Source organism: Streptomyces sp. AHU1 (assembly GCF_045343905.1).
In the GTDB taxonomy this organism is placed as follows: domain Bacteria; phylum Actinomycetota; class Actinomycetes; order Streptomycetales; family Streptomycetaceae; genus Streptomyces; species Streptomyces triticiradicis.
This window is the reverse complement of the sequence record NZ_CP174283.1, coordinates 7,502,351-7,516,255: the sequence shown is the minus strand read 5'-3', so window position 1 is coordinate 7,516,255 and position 13,905 is coordinate 7,502,351. Positions and strand designations below refer to the sequence as shown.

Here is a 13,905-nt window from a genome sequence, read left to right as displayed (position 1 = left end):
AAGGAAGATCATCTCCACAACGGAACGGAACTGTCAACCAGAAAAATCAAGAAGCAAAGCGACGGGAATCAGCCACCGTCCTGATTTACCCAGGTGTTTTCGGCGGCCCGGAAGGGTAACGAGAACAAAAGGGGCAAAACTCCCACATCCCGGCAGAGTTCGCCCGTTTTTTCTGACATTTTCGTGAAGCCGATCCACGAAGTGTGTCGATGTTGTGACCGCCATTCCGTCGGGCCAATTACGCCCTGGTGGATCTTGACGACTTCTCGCGATTCCACTTACGATCCGAAAATTCTTGCAGTCGACCGAATAAGGACGCCGAATGCAGAATCCCGCTACTCCCGGGCAGCTCCGCTTCTTCGTGCTCGACATGCAGCAGCCCCGGCCCGCCATCGTGCATCGCCTGACCGCCTCCGGAACGGTGGACATCGACCGGCTGCTCGCGACGGTGCGTGCCGTCCTGCGCGCGCAGCCGGCCCTGCGCGTCTCCCTGCGCATGGAGCCGGAGGGTCTGGTCCAGCACCTCCACCCGGTGTCCGGGGTGCCGGTCGACGTGCACCCCCTGCCGGAGGACGAGGAGGCGGCACACAGGACCCTCGAACACCACCTGACCGCGCTCGCCGCGCCGTTCGACCACGCCGGCGCGCCCCTGTGCCGTATCACCGTGCTGCACCGCGCCGACCGGGCCCACCTGCTCTTCTCGGTGCACCACGGCGTCTTCGACGACGGTTCCGCCCCGGCCCTGCTGGCCTCGCTGACCACCGCTCACGGGTCGGGCCCGGACAGCCTCGCCGACGCCGAGGCGCCGCAGGGCGTCCTGTCCGCCGAACGGCAGGACGTCTTACGGAAGTTCTGGGCCACCACGCTCGACCAGGCACCGGAGAACTGCTCGCTTCCGCAGCTCGTGCCCGGCGCGGACCGGGCCCGCGCGTCGGTCGCCGCACGGCTGCCCGAGGCCCTCGTGGACCGGATGCGCCGACGCGCGGCGGAGACCGGGGCGAGTCCCTTCACCCAGGTGATGAGCGCGCTGGCCTGGGTCGCGGGGTGGTACGGCGGCACCGACGACATGGTGGTCGCCACCGTGAGCGGAGCCGAGCGGGACACCCAGGGCATCTCGGCCGTCGGCTGTCTGCAGAACACCATCCCGATCCGTGTCGACCTGGCCGGTGCCACCACCGAGAGCCTGCTCGACCGGACCCTGGAAGCCCTCCTCGACGCGGTCGAGCACGCGGAACTGCCGCTGGAGGAGATCCTGGCCGTGACCGGCGCGCCACGGCACCCCGACCGCAAGCCCTTCACACAACTGATGTGCACACAGGGCGAGTTGTTCACCGAGACGGTCGACGCATCGGGTCTGCGGTGGCGGATGGACCCCCCGGGGTCCGACCAGGTCGAGTACGACCTGAGCGTCACCCTGCTGCACGCTCCCGATGGCGGGGAGCACCTGGTCGTGGCCCATCCCCGCGCGGCCCTCGACCCGGGCGCCGCGGATCGCTTCCTCGACCACCTCGTCACCGCCCTCGGCGCTCTGACCGCGCCGGACGCCCGGCCGCTGACCACGTGCGACCTCCTCGGCGCGCCCGAGCGCGCCGAACTCGCGGCGCTCACCGGCGCACCGGTCGGCGCGGCCGCCGAACCGGTGCACCGCGTCGTCCAGAGCCGGGCGGACCGGGCCCCGGCGGCCGCGGCCGTCCGCGCCGGCGGGATCGAGCTGGACTACGCCGGCGTGACCGGCCGCGCCCGGGCCCTGGGGGCGGCCCTTCTCGCGGCGGGCGTGGGCCCGGGTGACCGGGTCGCCATCCACCTGGACCGGTCCCCGGACCTGGTCGTCGCGGTCCTGGCCACCTGGTGGGCGGGCGCCGCGTACGTACCGCTCGACCCCGACCACCCGGACGAACGGCTGCGCTACGTCCTGCGGGACGTCGAGCCCGCCGCGCTGATCGCCCGGGCCCCCCTGCTGCCCGACCTGCCGACGCTGGCCCCGGACTCCTCCGCACCGGAGCCGGCGGCCTGGCCGGAGGTCGCCGCCGACGCCCCCGCGTACGTCATGTACACCTCTGGTTCCACGGGCCACCCCAAGGGTGCCGTCATCCGCCACGACAACCTGTGCGCCCTGTTCACGGCCTTCGACGCCGAGTTCGCCGGGGGCCCCGCGGTCGTCCTGGCGGGCACCAGCCCGTCCTTCGACATCAGTCTCATCGAGCTGGTCTGGCCCCTGACCAGCGGCCGCACCCTGCACCTGACCAGCCACCGCACGGTGCTCCAGGACGTACCGGACCCCGACGGCGCGTTCTACCAGTGCACCCCGTCCGCCGCCCGGCTGCACACCGCCTCCCAGGAGGGCCGCGCGTTCCTCGGCCGGCTCGGCGCTCTCCTGGTCGGAGGCGAGCCGCTCGCCTCCGACCTCGCCGACGACCTCGCCGGTCTCGTTCCCGGTCCGGTCCTGAACGGGTACGGACCGACCGAGGCCACGGTGTACACCACGCTGTGGCGGGTCACCCCGGGTGCTCCCGTGCACATCGGCCTGCCGCTGCCGGGCGTGCGCTGCCACGTCGTGGACGCGCACGGCCGCGATCTGCCGCCGGGCTGCCCCGGCGACCTGCTGATCTCCGGCACCGGCGTGGGCGACGGCTACTGGCGGCGCCCGGGCCTGACCACCGAGCGCTTCCCCGCGCTGCCCGGGGCCGGTGGCATCACCGGCTACCGCAGCGGCGACGTGGTGTCCTTCACCCCCGGCGTCGGGCTCAAGTTCCTGCACCGGGCGGACGAGCAGGTCAAGGTGCTCGGCCAGCGCATCGAGGCCGGGGAGATCGAGACCACGCTGCGCCGGCGTCCCGGCGTCCAGGACGCCGCCGTCGCACCGCTGCCGGACCGCACCGGCGTCGTCGCCTTCCTCGTACGGGAGGACGACCCCGCGGCCGGTCTCCGGCCCCGCCCGCTGCCCGCCGCCGTCGCGGCGGAACTGCGGCGCGGCACGGCCGACTGGCTCACCGGGGCCATGCTGCCCACCGCATGGCTCGGGGTGGCCGACCTGCCCCGCTCTCCCAACGGCAAGCTGGACCGGCGGGTCCTCGCCGACTGGGCCGCCGCGAGTGCCGAGGCGGCCCAGTCCGCGGTGCCGTCACTGCCGGGGACGTCCGCCGGCGCGGTCGTGGAGGTGTGGGAGCGCGTCCTGGGCGAACCGGTCACCGACACCGGGGCCACCTTCTTCGAACTCGGCGGCACCTCCTCCGGCATCCTGCGGGTGCTCACCCTGCTGCGGGCACGCCATCCCCGGCTGCACGCGGCGGACCTGTTCCGCCACACGACCGCGCGTGGGCTGGCCGGGTTCCTGGACACCCTCGACGACGCGGCCCCGGACGACGCCCCGGCCCCCGTCGGCGCGGTCCGGATCCCCGCCCCGGCCGACGTGCCGACCGGAACGCAGCGCGGTGCGCGCCGCGCCCAGGCCCTCGGCCGCTGGGCCCGCCGGTGACCTCCGTCCCCCTCTCCTCGCACCCCTGGAGTCCGCGATGACGCTCTCCCTCATGTGCCTGCCCTACGCCGGAGGCGGAGCGGGAGTCTTCCGCCCCTGGCAGAACCAGCCCGACCTGCCGTTCCGCGTCGTCCCGGTACAGCTTCCCGGGCGGGACGAGTGGTTCGTCCAGGAACCCTGCACCACCATGGCGGACGCCGCGCGCGTGTGCGCCGACCAGATCCGCGAAGCGGCCGGGACCGGTCCGTTCGCCGTCTTCGGGCACAGCTTCGGCGCGCTGCTCGCGTACGAGACGGTCCGGCTGCTCGCCTCCGACGGAGCACCGCTGCCGGAACACGTGCTGGTCAGCGGGGCCGCGGCGCCCGACGTCGACCGTCCCAGGATGGACGGCGCCCCGCTGGACGACGACGCGTTCGTCGCCCGGCTGCGCGACCTGGTCGGATACGACCACGAGGCATGGCACGAACCGGAGTTGCGGGAACTGCTGCTCCCCGCGCTCCGTGCCGACCTGGCGGTCCAGGACGCCTACGTACCGGCTCCGGGCCCCCCGTTGACGATGCCGGTGAGCGTCCTGCGCGGCACTCAGGACGACTTGGTGCGCCACGAGGACGCGGCCCGCTGGGCGGAGCACACCTCCTCCGGAGCGCGGATGGTGGACGTGCCGGGCGGCCACATGTACTTCACCGAGGACTGGCCGCTGCTCTGGAAGACGCTCGGCACGCTGCTGGCCGACCACGGCTGACGGTCCGCGACGCCCGAAAGGGCCGATGGGTTCCCGACCGGTTCCCATCGGCCCTTTCGACGTGCCGCCCGGTTCAGTTCCGGATCGCGGCCAGTCGCTCCGCCAGCACCCGGCGGTCCAGCTTTCCGTTGTGGTTCAGCGGCAGCTCGGCCAGGTGCGTGAACCTGTGCGGCACCATGTACCGCGGCAGGCGTGCCGAGAGCGCCTGCCGGAGATCACCGGCCGGCCGGGCCGTACCGGTGTACGCGGCCTCCAGCCGGGTCTGCCCGTCCTCGTCGCGCATGGCCACCACCGCCACGTGGCCGATGGCGTCCTGTTCCCGCAGCACCGCCTCGGTCTCGCCGATCTCCACCCGCTGGCCCATGATCTTGACCTGCTGGTCGAGCCGTCCGAGGTGCACCAGGGTCCCGCCCTCCAGCACCTGGACCAGGTCACCGGTGCGGTACCAGTGCTTCTCGTCCGGCACGTACCGTCCGGCGGTCTCCACCGGGCGCCCCGAGGCGTCCAGGAACCGCCCCCGGTTGTCCTTCTCGTCGAGGTAACCGGCGAACCGCTGTACGCCGCGCAGCCGCAGCTCTCCCACGTCGGAGGGCCGGCCCTCCTCGTCCACCACCTGATGGTCGAGGTGGGGGTAGACCTCACCGATGGGAAGGGTTCCGTTGGCCGTGTCCGGCCAGTCCTCCGTCCTTTCCGGCAGCCGGTACTGCGACGAGAGGATGGTCAGCTCGGTCGGCCCGTACACGTTCTCGATGACGCTGTGCGGTGCGGCGGTGCGCCATGCCCTCGCCTGCTGCACCGTGAGCTGCTCACCACCGAAGAGGGTCCAGCGCAGCGACTGCATCGAACCGGGAGCGAGTCCTCCGGTCAGGGCGGCCATCGTGATCACGGACGGTACCGAGAACCAGTGCGTGATCCCCTCACGGGCCACGAACCGCGCGGGCTTGGGGAGTTCGGCCCGCGGCGGCACGACCAGCGTGGCGCCCGAGCCCCAGGCCCCGAACATCTCGAGGACGGACGCGTCGAAGGCCAGGCCGCTGTTCTGGGCCATCCGGCAGCCGGGCCCGAGCGCGTAGCGGTCGATGACGTACCGCAGGAAGGCGTCCATGCCGCGGTGCGCGATCGGCACGCCCTTGGGAGTACCGGTGGAGCCCGAGGTGAACAGCACGTACGCGATGTCCTCCGGCGACACCTCGACCGGGGGCAGCGGGCCCGGGGCCGCGTCCTTGCCGCGCAGCCGGGCCAGGAGGTCCTCGGACAGGAGCAGGGCCGGTATCTCCGGACCCTCGGGAACCGGGGCGCGGTCGGTCAGGTGCAGTTCCAGGCCGGCGGTCCGCGCGATGGTGACCAGCCGGGCCGGGGGGAAGGACGTGTTGAGCGGGACCACGGCCGCGCCCAGGCGCAGCACCGCCAGAGCCGCCGCGTACGTCAGCACGTTCGGCGCGGTCGTCAGGCCCACCCGGCGCGGGGCACGGCCGCCGCACAGGGTGAGGATCTCTCCGGCCAGCGCCGCGGCCAGGTCGTCCAGTTCCCGGTAGGTCAGCCGCTCGCCGCCGGCCTCCAGGGCGGTGAGACCGCCGTGCTCGCGTGCCGACGCGGCGAACCATTCGTGCAGTTCGCGCGGGGTTCCCTGCTCTCGTCCGGTCATCGGGTGCCCGCCTTCGCCTGCCACGCGCGAAGCACTCCGCGCTCCTTCTCCGGATCGATCCCCAGCACGATGTCGCCCTGCCGGTAGGGCGTCTCGGACGGGCCGCGCTCGCGCAGCCACTCCCAGGTGTCCGCGACCGTCTCGCCGATCGGGCGGCACCGCAGTCCGGCGTCGACCGCCTTGGCGGGGGAAGCGGCCCAGGCGCCCGCCATGGCGGGCTGCTCCGTCGCCCAGAACGGCAGCTCGGTCCAGGCTCCCACCTCGTGGTCCGCGAGCAACTCCTCGTCGATCCACACCGGTCGGGCCCCGGCCCCGGTCACCTGGGCGCACAGCTCCAGCAGTTCCCCGAGGGTCGTGGTGTCCTCGGGGCCGGTGACCAGGTAGTGCCCGGCGGCACCCGCCTCCAGCAGGTCCAGGGCGAACGCCGCGACGTCCCGGGCGTCGATGAACTGGATCGTCCGGTCGGCCCGCCCCGGCGCGAGGACGTCACCGCCGCGCGCCATGCGCTCCAGCCACCACAGGAGCCGCCCGGGAGTCTCGCGCGGGCCCACGATCAGCCCGGGGTTGAGGATGAGGACATCACCCTCGAAGTACTTCTCGACAGCCCGCTCGCACCCTGCCTTCAGCGCATTGCCCGGCACGTCGTCCACGGCCGCGTCCGGCGGACAGGCATGGCGCGCGGAATCCTCACTTACGGGCCCGGCGGGCCAGTCGGAGTAGACGTGGAAGGACGATACGAACAGATACGTTTCCGCGTGCGCGCTGAGCGCGTCGGCCGATTGCCCGACGGTACGGGGATGGAAACCACTGGTGTCAATGACCGCGTCCCATGGCCCCGCGGCGGCAAGGGCCTCCAGATCAGCGGAATTCTCCCGGTCGCCGTGAAGGTTCTCCGCTCCCTCGATGTCCGGTCCGGACTTTCCTCGATTGAAGACGGATAAGCTATGGCCGCGGTCGATTGCTTCCTGCACAAGGGCTTGCCCCAGGAATACCGAGCCGCCCATGACGAGAATCCTCATTCCAACATGATCACTCAACTGCCGCCGCTTGACAAGGAATCAGGATTCCCGCAACCGCTCCAGGGCGGCCCTGTCGCCCAATTCCCCGGGGCTGACGAGTCGACGGGTCGGGCATCCGGGGCGACCGGTACGGGGGCGCGGCGTGAACATTCGGTTGCCGCGTGCGGCGGTGGCGCACCGGGTTCGGACCGGGCGGGCGCGGCGGTCCGACTCGGCGAACACCTCCGCGAGCCGATCACGCCCCCGGACCGGAAGCGTCCTGGACCTCACCGGGTCCTCACCGAGCCCTCCGGCCGCGTCGACGGGCACGAGCGTTCAACAGCCGTCGTCGGCGCGGGTCGGACCACGTCCCCGGGAACGGTCGAGGGGCCGCTTCAGATCTCCTCTGAAGCGGCCCCTGACCTGCGACTTCTCAAAGTCGGGACGACAGGATTTGAACCTGCGACCCCTTGACCCCCAGTCAAGTGCGCTACCAAGCTGCGCCACGTCCCGATGCCCGTCTGACCTGGTGTTTCCCCTGGCTGGACGCGCACGGAAACAATACCGCACTCATGCCGGTGGTCGCGCACCCGTTGTGCGCGGGCCGGGTGGCCGGCGGGCCTGTCCGAGCGGTGCGCCGGCGGTGTTCCGCGACAGGGGCGCGGGGCCGTCGGCCCGTACCAGGTCGCGTATCGCGGGCACCGAGAGCAGGGCCACGCAGACGACGAGGGACATGACACCGGCCACGAGGAGGACGTTGTCGGCGCCGAGGGTCGAGGCGGCGGGCCCCGCGAGCGCCTGGCCGACGGGCATCATCGCCAGGGAGCCCGCGACGTCGTAGGCGTGGATGCGGTTGAGGACGTCGGGCGCGACCTGCGTCTGCACGCTGGTCGCCCACATCACGCCCCAGAACGACGTGCCCGCTCCGGCGATCACCGCGGCCGCCGACACGGCGGGCACGCCGCATCCCGCCCCCACGGACGCGGGGAAGCAGGCGAAGGTCACCAGGGCGACGGAACCGGCGCGCAGCATGCGGCGCGGACGCAGCCGCAGCGCGAGGAGCCCGCCGACGACCGTGCCCGCGCCGAGGGCGGAGTTGACCAGCCCGTAGGCGCGCGGTCCGTGCCGCTGCACCACCTCGGTCGCGACCAGGGGGACGGTCGGGCCCCAGACCGAGATCATGTAGACGCACCAGATCGCGATGACGGCCCACAGCCAGGTGCGGGATCTGAACTCCCGCCACCCTTCGGCGAGGTCGGCCCGGAAACCGCCGCCGTGGTTCCGGCTTCCCGGGGCGGCCGGGGGCAGGCGGAGCAGCAGGAGGCACAGGGCGCTCAGCGCGAAGGTCCCGGCGTGGGCGACGAAGACCCCTCCGGCGGAGGCGAACGCGACCAGCAGTCCCGCCAGGGCGGGGCCGGCGAGCTGGGCGGCGGACTCGGCGATACGGATGGCGCCGTTGGCTCCCTGTATGTCGGAGGCCAGGCGCGGCACGGTGCTGGCGACGCCGGGCTGGAAGACGGCGCCGGCCACGCCGTTGACCGCGCCGATCACGCAGATCTGCCAGAGGACCACATGGCCGGTGAAGAAGAGGGCGGCGGCGATCGACTGGGCCACGAGCCGCACGAGGTCGGCGCCGATCATCAGTCTCCGGGTGCTGAACCGGTCGGCGATCACTCCGCCGAAGACGACCAGTCCGGCGAAGGGGGCGGCCGACGCGGCCATGGCGAGGCCGACGGCCCCGACTCCGTACCCGTACCGCAGCAGTCCCGCGGCGAGGGCCACCGGCAGCATGGTCTCGCCGAGCCGGGCGAGGGCGCGCGCGACGAAGAACAGGGCGAAGTCCCGCGACCAGACGGGCCGGGGCGGCCGCTCGGCGACGGGGCCGGAGCGGGTGGGGTCCGGGCCCGGTGCTCCCGGCGGCCCGCCGCGGCGCACGGTCGGGACGCCCCCGGCGGAGCCCCCGTCCGTGGCCCGCCCCCCGCCGCCCGCGGCGCACGCGTCCGTCGTGAGGATCTTGGCCGTACGGTCCGACGGTTCTCCGTCCGGTGGCTGCTCGTCCGATGACGTCACGGTCATCCCGTTCGCGCCCCTCCCCCTGTCCCGGCGGCTCCCCCACGAAGCCGCCCGCCCCGCGCTTCGTTCCCCGCTCCCGGATCACTCCCGGTCCGGATCATGCCACGGGGCACCGACGGCGCAGGGGGCGTTTCAGTCGGCGGACGGCAGGCCCAGCTCGGGGTGGGCGTCGACGAGTCGGGGCGGGGCCGCCTGGCGCCAGGAGTCGGCGAGGATGGCGTGGAGTTCGTCGTCGTCCTCCAGGGCGGCGAGCCGGGCCCGGACCCAGGCGAAACCCGCCTCGTGGCCGGCCACCCAGAACTTCTCCGGCTCGGCCAGGACCAGCTCGTCGCGCTCCTCCTTCGGGCACCGCACGGCGATGGAGGTCTCCGCCTCGGGCAGCGTGGCGAACATCTTTCCCGCCACGCGGAAGGTGGGCATGCTCCAGGCGATCTTCTCCGTCGTGTCCGGCAGGGAAAGGGCGATACGGCGTACGTCTTCGGCATCCGGCATGAGACGCACGGTAGCCAACGGCACTGACATCGACGCGGCGAAGCACGACGTCAGCGGCGGACCGGCGGCACCAGCCGCTTGTAGAAGATCGTCGTCGGGCGCAGTTCGCCCGACGGTGCCGCCGCGTAGTCCGGTATCGCCCCGACCCGGGTCCAGCCCGCCGAGACGTACAGCGACTCGGCGGGGCTGCCGGTCTCGGTGTCCAGGTGGAGGAGGGTGATTCCGGCGGCGGCCGCCTCCGTCTCCACGGTCGCGAGGAGCGTACGGGCGACACCCTGTCCGCGGCCGTTCCGGTGGACCATCAGCTTGACGAGTTCGGCGCGGTGGCGGCTGTTGGGCTTGTCCGGGAGGGCCAGGGCGATCGTGCCGAGCAGCCGGCCGCCGACGTGGGCCACCCAGACCGCGTGGTGCCCGGCCGCGACCGCGTCCGCGCGCTCCTGCCACCAGGCCAGGGCCGCCGCGCGGCCGAGCGGCGCGAGGAACCCGATCGAGGCGCCGCCGTCCACGGTGTCGGTGAGCAGGTCCGCCAACTCGTCGGCCACGTCGTGGAGTCCGGCCGCGGTGAGACGCGAGACGGTGATCACGGCAGCACCACCGCCAGCGCGTACCGCACGTCGTCGGGTCCGGGGCAGTGGAAGCGGGTCGGCCCCCAGACGCGCAGCCTCAGGCAGTCGCCGGCACCCAGCCGGTGCTCGACGTCCTGCGCGGTCACGTCGAGCCGTCCGCCGAGGACCCAGATGTGCTGTTCCAGGCCGGGGACAGGGGGCCGGTCGTACGCGATGTCCGCGCCGGCCGCGAGCCGTCCCTCGACCAGTTCACCGCGCAGTCCCGGATGCGGCGGCGACACCGACCGCCGGACGAACCCGGAGGCCCGGTCCGTCCAGACCGTCTGGTCGGCGGCGCGGACCAGGAGCGCGGATTCCCGCTCGACCTCGCTGAGCAGCTGCGACATGGTCCTCCCGTAGACATGGCAGAGGCGGTTCAGCAGGGAGGCCGTGGGACTGATCTCGGCACGCTCCGCACGGGAGAGGGTCGATCGGCTGATCCCGCTGCGCTCCGCCAGTTCGCCCAGGGTCCAGCCGCGTTCGGCCCTCAGCTCGGCCAGTCGCGCCCCGAGCCGGGCGTCGACCGTGGCGCTGTCATCTTCTCCCATATCCGGGATCATATCCCAGATATGAGAACGGGAGGACTCAGTCGACCGTGGCCGCCCGCGTCAGCGCCTCCAGTACGGGCCGGATCAGCGGGTGGTCCTCGGCGCCGCGGCGCACCGCGGCGAAGACGCGGCGGGTGGGGGCGACCCCGTCCACGGGGCGCACGACCACGCCCGTGAGGTCCATGCCCCGCAGCGCCGAGCGCGGCACCAGGGCGACGCCCGCGTCCGCGGAGGCGAGGGCGACGACGGCGCGGAAGTCGTCCGAGGAGTGTTCGAGGCGTGGCTGGAATCCGGCGTTCTCACAGGCCAGGACGACCACGTCGTGACAGGGGTTGCCCGGGTAGGGGCCGATCCACGGATCCTTGGCCAGCTCGGCGAGGGGGACCTCGTCGGCGTCGGCCAGCCGGTGGGTGACGGGGACGACCGCGTCGAAGGGCTCGGCGTAGAGCGGGACGTGCGTCAGACGCGGATCGTCCGCGTCCGGGGCGCCCCGGTACTCGACGGCCACCGCGATGTCGACCTGCCGGTCGAGCACCATCGGGAGGCTGGCGTCGCCCTCGGCGTCCTGGACGCGGACGAGGATGCCGGGCGAGGTGACGGCGAGGCGGGCCAGGGCCGGGGCCACCACCAGGCCGATGCCGGTCGCGAAGGAGGCCACGGTGACCGTACCGGCGGAACCCGAGCTGTACGCCGCCAACTCAGCCTCCGCGCGCTCCAGTTGGGCCAGTACGGCGTTGGTGTGGCCGAGCAGGATCTCACCGGCGGGCGTCAGCCGCACCCCCTTGGCGCCCCGCTCGACGAGCCGGTGGCCCGTCTCCTGCTCCAGGGCGGTCAGCTGCTGCGAGACCGCCGAGGGGGTGAGATAGAGCGCGGCGGCCGCCGCGGTCACCGTGCGGTGGTCGGCCACCGCACGGAGGATGTGGAGCCGCCGTGCTTCGATCATGCGACCGATTCTCTCAGGTCACACGCGTTTTCCGGCCATCCGGCCGGTGTGCGCCCCCGGCGCGGGGGCGCACCCTCCGTCAGGCGGCGAGTTCGGCCCGCGCCGCCACGAAGGCGTCCACGGCCCGGTTCACGTCCTCGGTGGAGTGCCCCGCGGAGAGCTGGACACGGATACGTGCCGCGCCCTGCGGGACGACCGGGTACGAGAACCCGATCACGTACACGCCGCGTTCCAGGAGCAGCTCGGCCATGCGGCCGGCGACGGAGGCGTCACCGATCATGACCGGGGCGATCGCGTGGTCGCCGGGGAGGATGTCGAAGCCCTCCTCGGTCATCCGGGAGCGGAACAGCGCGGTGTTCTCCGCGAGCCGCACGCGCAGGTCGTCGGCGGACTCCAGCAGGTCGAGGACCTTCAGCGAGGCCGCGGCGATCACCGGGGCGAGCGTGTTCGAGAAGAGGTACGGGCGGGAGCGCTGGCGCAGCAGGGCGACGATCTCGGCGCGGGCGGCGACGTAACCGCCGGAGGCCCCGCCGAGGGCCTTGCCCAGGGTGCCGGTGATGATGTCGACGCGGTCCATGACCCCGTGCAGCTCGGGGGTGCCCCGGCCGCCGGGTCCGACGAAGCCCACCGCGTGCGAGTCGTCGACCATGACCATGGCGTCGTAGCGGTCCGCGAGGTCGCAGATCTCCTGGAGCGGGGCGACGTAGCCGTCCATCGAGAACACGCCGTCGGTGACGATCAGACGGCGGCGCGCGCCGGAGGCCTCCTTGAGCTGCGCCTCCAGGTCGGCCATGTCGCGGTTGGCGTACCGGAAGCGGCGTGCCTTGGACAGCCGGATGCCGTCGATGATCGAGGCGTGGTTGAGGGCGTCGGAGATGACCGCGTCCTCGGCGCCGAGGAGGGTCTCGAAGACACCGCCGTTGGCGTCGAAGCAGGAGGAGTAGAGGATCGTGTCCTCCTGGCCCAGGAACGCGGACAGCCGCGCCTCCAGCTCCTTGTGCACCTCCTGCGTACCGCAGATGAAGCGCACGGAGGCCATGCCGTAGCCCCAGCGGTCGAGCGCCGCGTGGGCGGCGGCGACGACCTCGGGGTGGTCGGCCAGACCGAGGTAGTTGTTCGCGCAGAAGTTGAGGACCTCTCCCCCAGCCTCCGGCCGGGGGGACCCCCAAGGGCGGCCGCCCGCGGTGACGGTCACGGTCGCGGACTGCGGGGTGCCGATGACCCGCTCGGGCTTGTACAGCCCGGCGGCGCGGATCTCGTCGAGGGTGGTGCGCAGGTCGTCACGGACGGAGTCGAACATCATCAGTTCCTTAAGTCCTCAGAGGGTCCAGTCGAGAATGACCTTGCCGCCGCGGCCGCCTGCCGCGTCGTCGAACGCCGCCTCGTAGTCCCGGAACCCGTACCGGCCGGTGATCACGGGCATGAGGTCGAGGCCGCTCTCCAGGAGGACCGACATCGCGTACCAGGTCTCGAACATCTCGCGGCCGTAGATGCCCTTGATCGTGATCATGGAGGTCACGATCCGGGCCCAGTCGACCGGGAACTCCTGGGACGGCAGACCCAGCATCGCGATCCGCCCGCCGTGGGTCATGTTGGCGATCATGTCGCGCATCGCCTCGGGGCGGCCGGACATCTCCAGGCCGATGTCGAAGCCCTCGCGCAGGCCGAGGGTGCGCTGTCCGTCGGCGATCGTCGAGCCCGCGACGTTGAGGGCGAGGCTGACGCCGATTTTGCGGGCCAGCTCCAGGCGCTCCTCGCTGACGTCGGTGATCACGACGTTGCGGGCGCCCGCGTGACGGGCCACGGCGGCGGCCATCAGGCCGATCGGACCGGCGCCCGTGATCAGGACGTCCTCACCGACCAGCGGGAAGGACAGCGCGGTGTGGACGGCGTTGCCGAACGGGTCGAAGATCGCGGCGACGTCGAGGTCGACCGGGACGCGGTGCACCCACACGTTGGTGGCGGGCAGCACGACGTACTCGGCGAACGCGCCGTCGCGGCCGACGCCGAGACCCACGGTGGCACGGCAGAGGTGGCGCCGTCCGGCGAGACAGTTGCGGCACTTGCCGCAGACCAGGTGGCCCTCGCCGCTGACGCGGTCGCCGACGTTGATGTCGGTGACGTCGCGGCCGGTCTCGACGACCTCGCCGACGAACTCGTGGCCGAGCACGAGGGGCGTCTTGATCGTCTGCTGCGCCCAGCCGTCCCAGTTGCGGATGTGCAGGTCGGTGCCGCAGATCCCGGTCCTGAGGACCTTGATCAGCACGTCGCCGGGGCCGGCCTCGGGCTCCGGGACGTCCTTGAGCCAGAGTCCGGGCTCCGCCTTCTCCTTGACCAGCGCCTTCACTCGTACGGCTCCTGTGCGTGCGGCCCGGGAGCGGACA

General features: G+C 72.6%; 11 protein-coding genes and 1 tRNA gene. 2 read left to right on the top strand and 10 right to left on the bottom strand.

What is annotated here, in order from left to right; translation table 11 throughout:
* Positions 1-322 precede the first annotated feature (322 nt).
* A complete protein-coding gene (locus tag ACICHK_RS33300; RefSeq protein WP_406839794.1) occupies positions 323-3,475 on the top strand; it encodes an amino acid adenylation domain-containing protein in 3,153 nt (1,050 codons plus the stop codon).
* Between the two features lie 37 nt (positions 3,476-3,512).
* Positions 3,513-4,217 carry a thioesterase II family protein gene (locus ACICHK_RS33295; protein ID WP_406839793.1) on the top strand — a complete coding sequence of 235 codons (705 nt, stop codon included), beginning with the start codon at positions 3,513-3,515 and terminating at the stop codon, positions 4,215-4,217.
* Positions 4,218-4,290: 73 nt separating this feature from the next.
* Here ACICHK_RS33295 and ACICHK_RS33290 read toward each other — a convergent pair whose 3' ends face one another.
* From ACICHK_RS33290 to tdh, 10 genes are all read right to left on the bottom strand, one after another.
* Positions 4,291-5,862 (bottom strand): amino acid adenylation domain-containing protein, encoded by a 1,572-nt coding sequence (locus ACICHK_RS33290; protein ID WP_406839792.1) that lies wholly within the window; start codon positions 5,860-5,862, stop codon positions 4,291-4,293.
* The gene (locus tag ACICHK_RS33285; protein ID WP_406841384.1) at positions 5,859-6,866 is read right to left on the bottom strand and encodes an NAD-dependent epimerase/dehydratase family protein; all 1,008 of its coding nucleotides are present in this window, start codon (positions 6,864-6,866) and stop codon (positions 5,859-5,861) included. The genes ACICHK_RS33290 and ACICHK_RS33285 overlap by 4 nt, the downstream gene beginning before the upstream one ends.
* A 433-nt stretch (positions 6,867-7,299) precedes the next feature.
* Positions 7,300-7,373: transfer RNA gene (locus tag ACICHK_RS33280), tRNA-Pro, on the bottom strand.
* Between the two features lie 57 nt (positions 7,374-7,430).
* The gene (locus ACICHK_RS33275) at positions 7,431-8,936 is read right to left on the bottom strand and encodes an MFS transporter (protein WP_406839791.1); all 1,506 of its coding nucleotides are present in this window, start codon (positions 8,934-8,936) and stop codon (positions 7,431-7,433) included.
* 129 nt (positions 8,937-9,065) lie between these two features.
* Entirely contained in the window at positions 9,066-9,425 is a 360-nt protein-coding gene (locus ACICHK_RS33270; protein WP_151472938.1) for an MmcQ/YjbR family DNA-binding protein, read from the bottom strand.
* Between the two features lie 50 nt (positions 9,426-9,475).
* Entirely contained in the window at positions 9,476-10,006 is a 531-nt protein-coding gene (locus tag ACICHK_RS33265; protein ID WP_406841383.1) for an N-acetyltransferase family protein, read from the bottom strand.
* Positions 10,006-10,578, bottom strand: a complete 573-nt coding sequence (locus tag ACICHK_RS33260) for a helix-turn-helix domain-containing protein (RefSeq protein ID WP_406839790.1) — start codon at positions 10,576-10,578, stop codon at positions 10,006-10,008. The genes ACICHK_RS33265 and ACICHK_RS33260 overlap by 1 nt, the downstream gene beginning before the upstream one ends.
* A 37-nt stretch (positions 10,579-10,615) precedes the next feature.
* On the bottom strand, positions 10,616-11,521 hold the full coding sequence (locus tag ACICHK_RS33255; protein WP_151472940.1) for a LysR family transcriptional regulator: 906 nt from the start codon (positions 11,519-11,521) through the stop codon (positions 10,616-10,618).
* A gap of 79 nt (positions 11,522-11,600) precedes the next feature.
* The gene (locus ACICHK_RS33250; RefSeq protein WP_406841382.1) at positions 11,601-12,821 is read right to left on the bottom strand and encodes a glycine C-acetyltransferase; all 1,221 of its coding nucleotides are present in this window, start codon (positions 12,819-12,821) and stop codon (positions 11,601-11,603) included.
* 18 nt (positions 12,822-12,839) lie between these two features.
* Positions 12,840-13,868: an L-threonine 3-dehydrogenase gene (gene tdh / locus ACICHK_RS33245; RefSeq protein WP_406839789.1), complete on the bottom strand. Its 1,029-nt coding sequence runs from the start codon at positions 13,866-13,868 to the stop codon at positions 12,840-12,842.
* Positions 13,869-13,905: the final 37 nt, after the last annotated feature.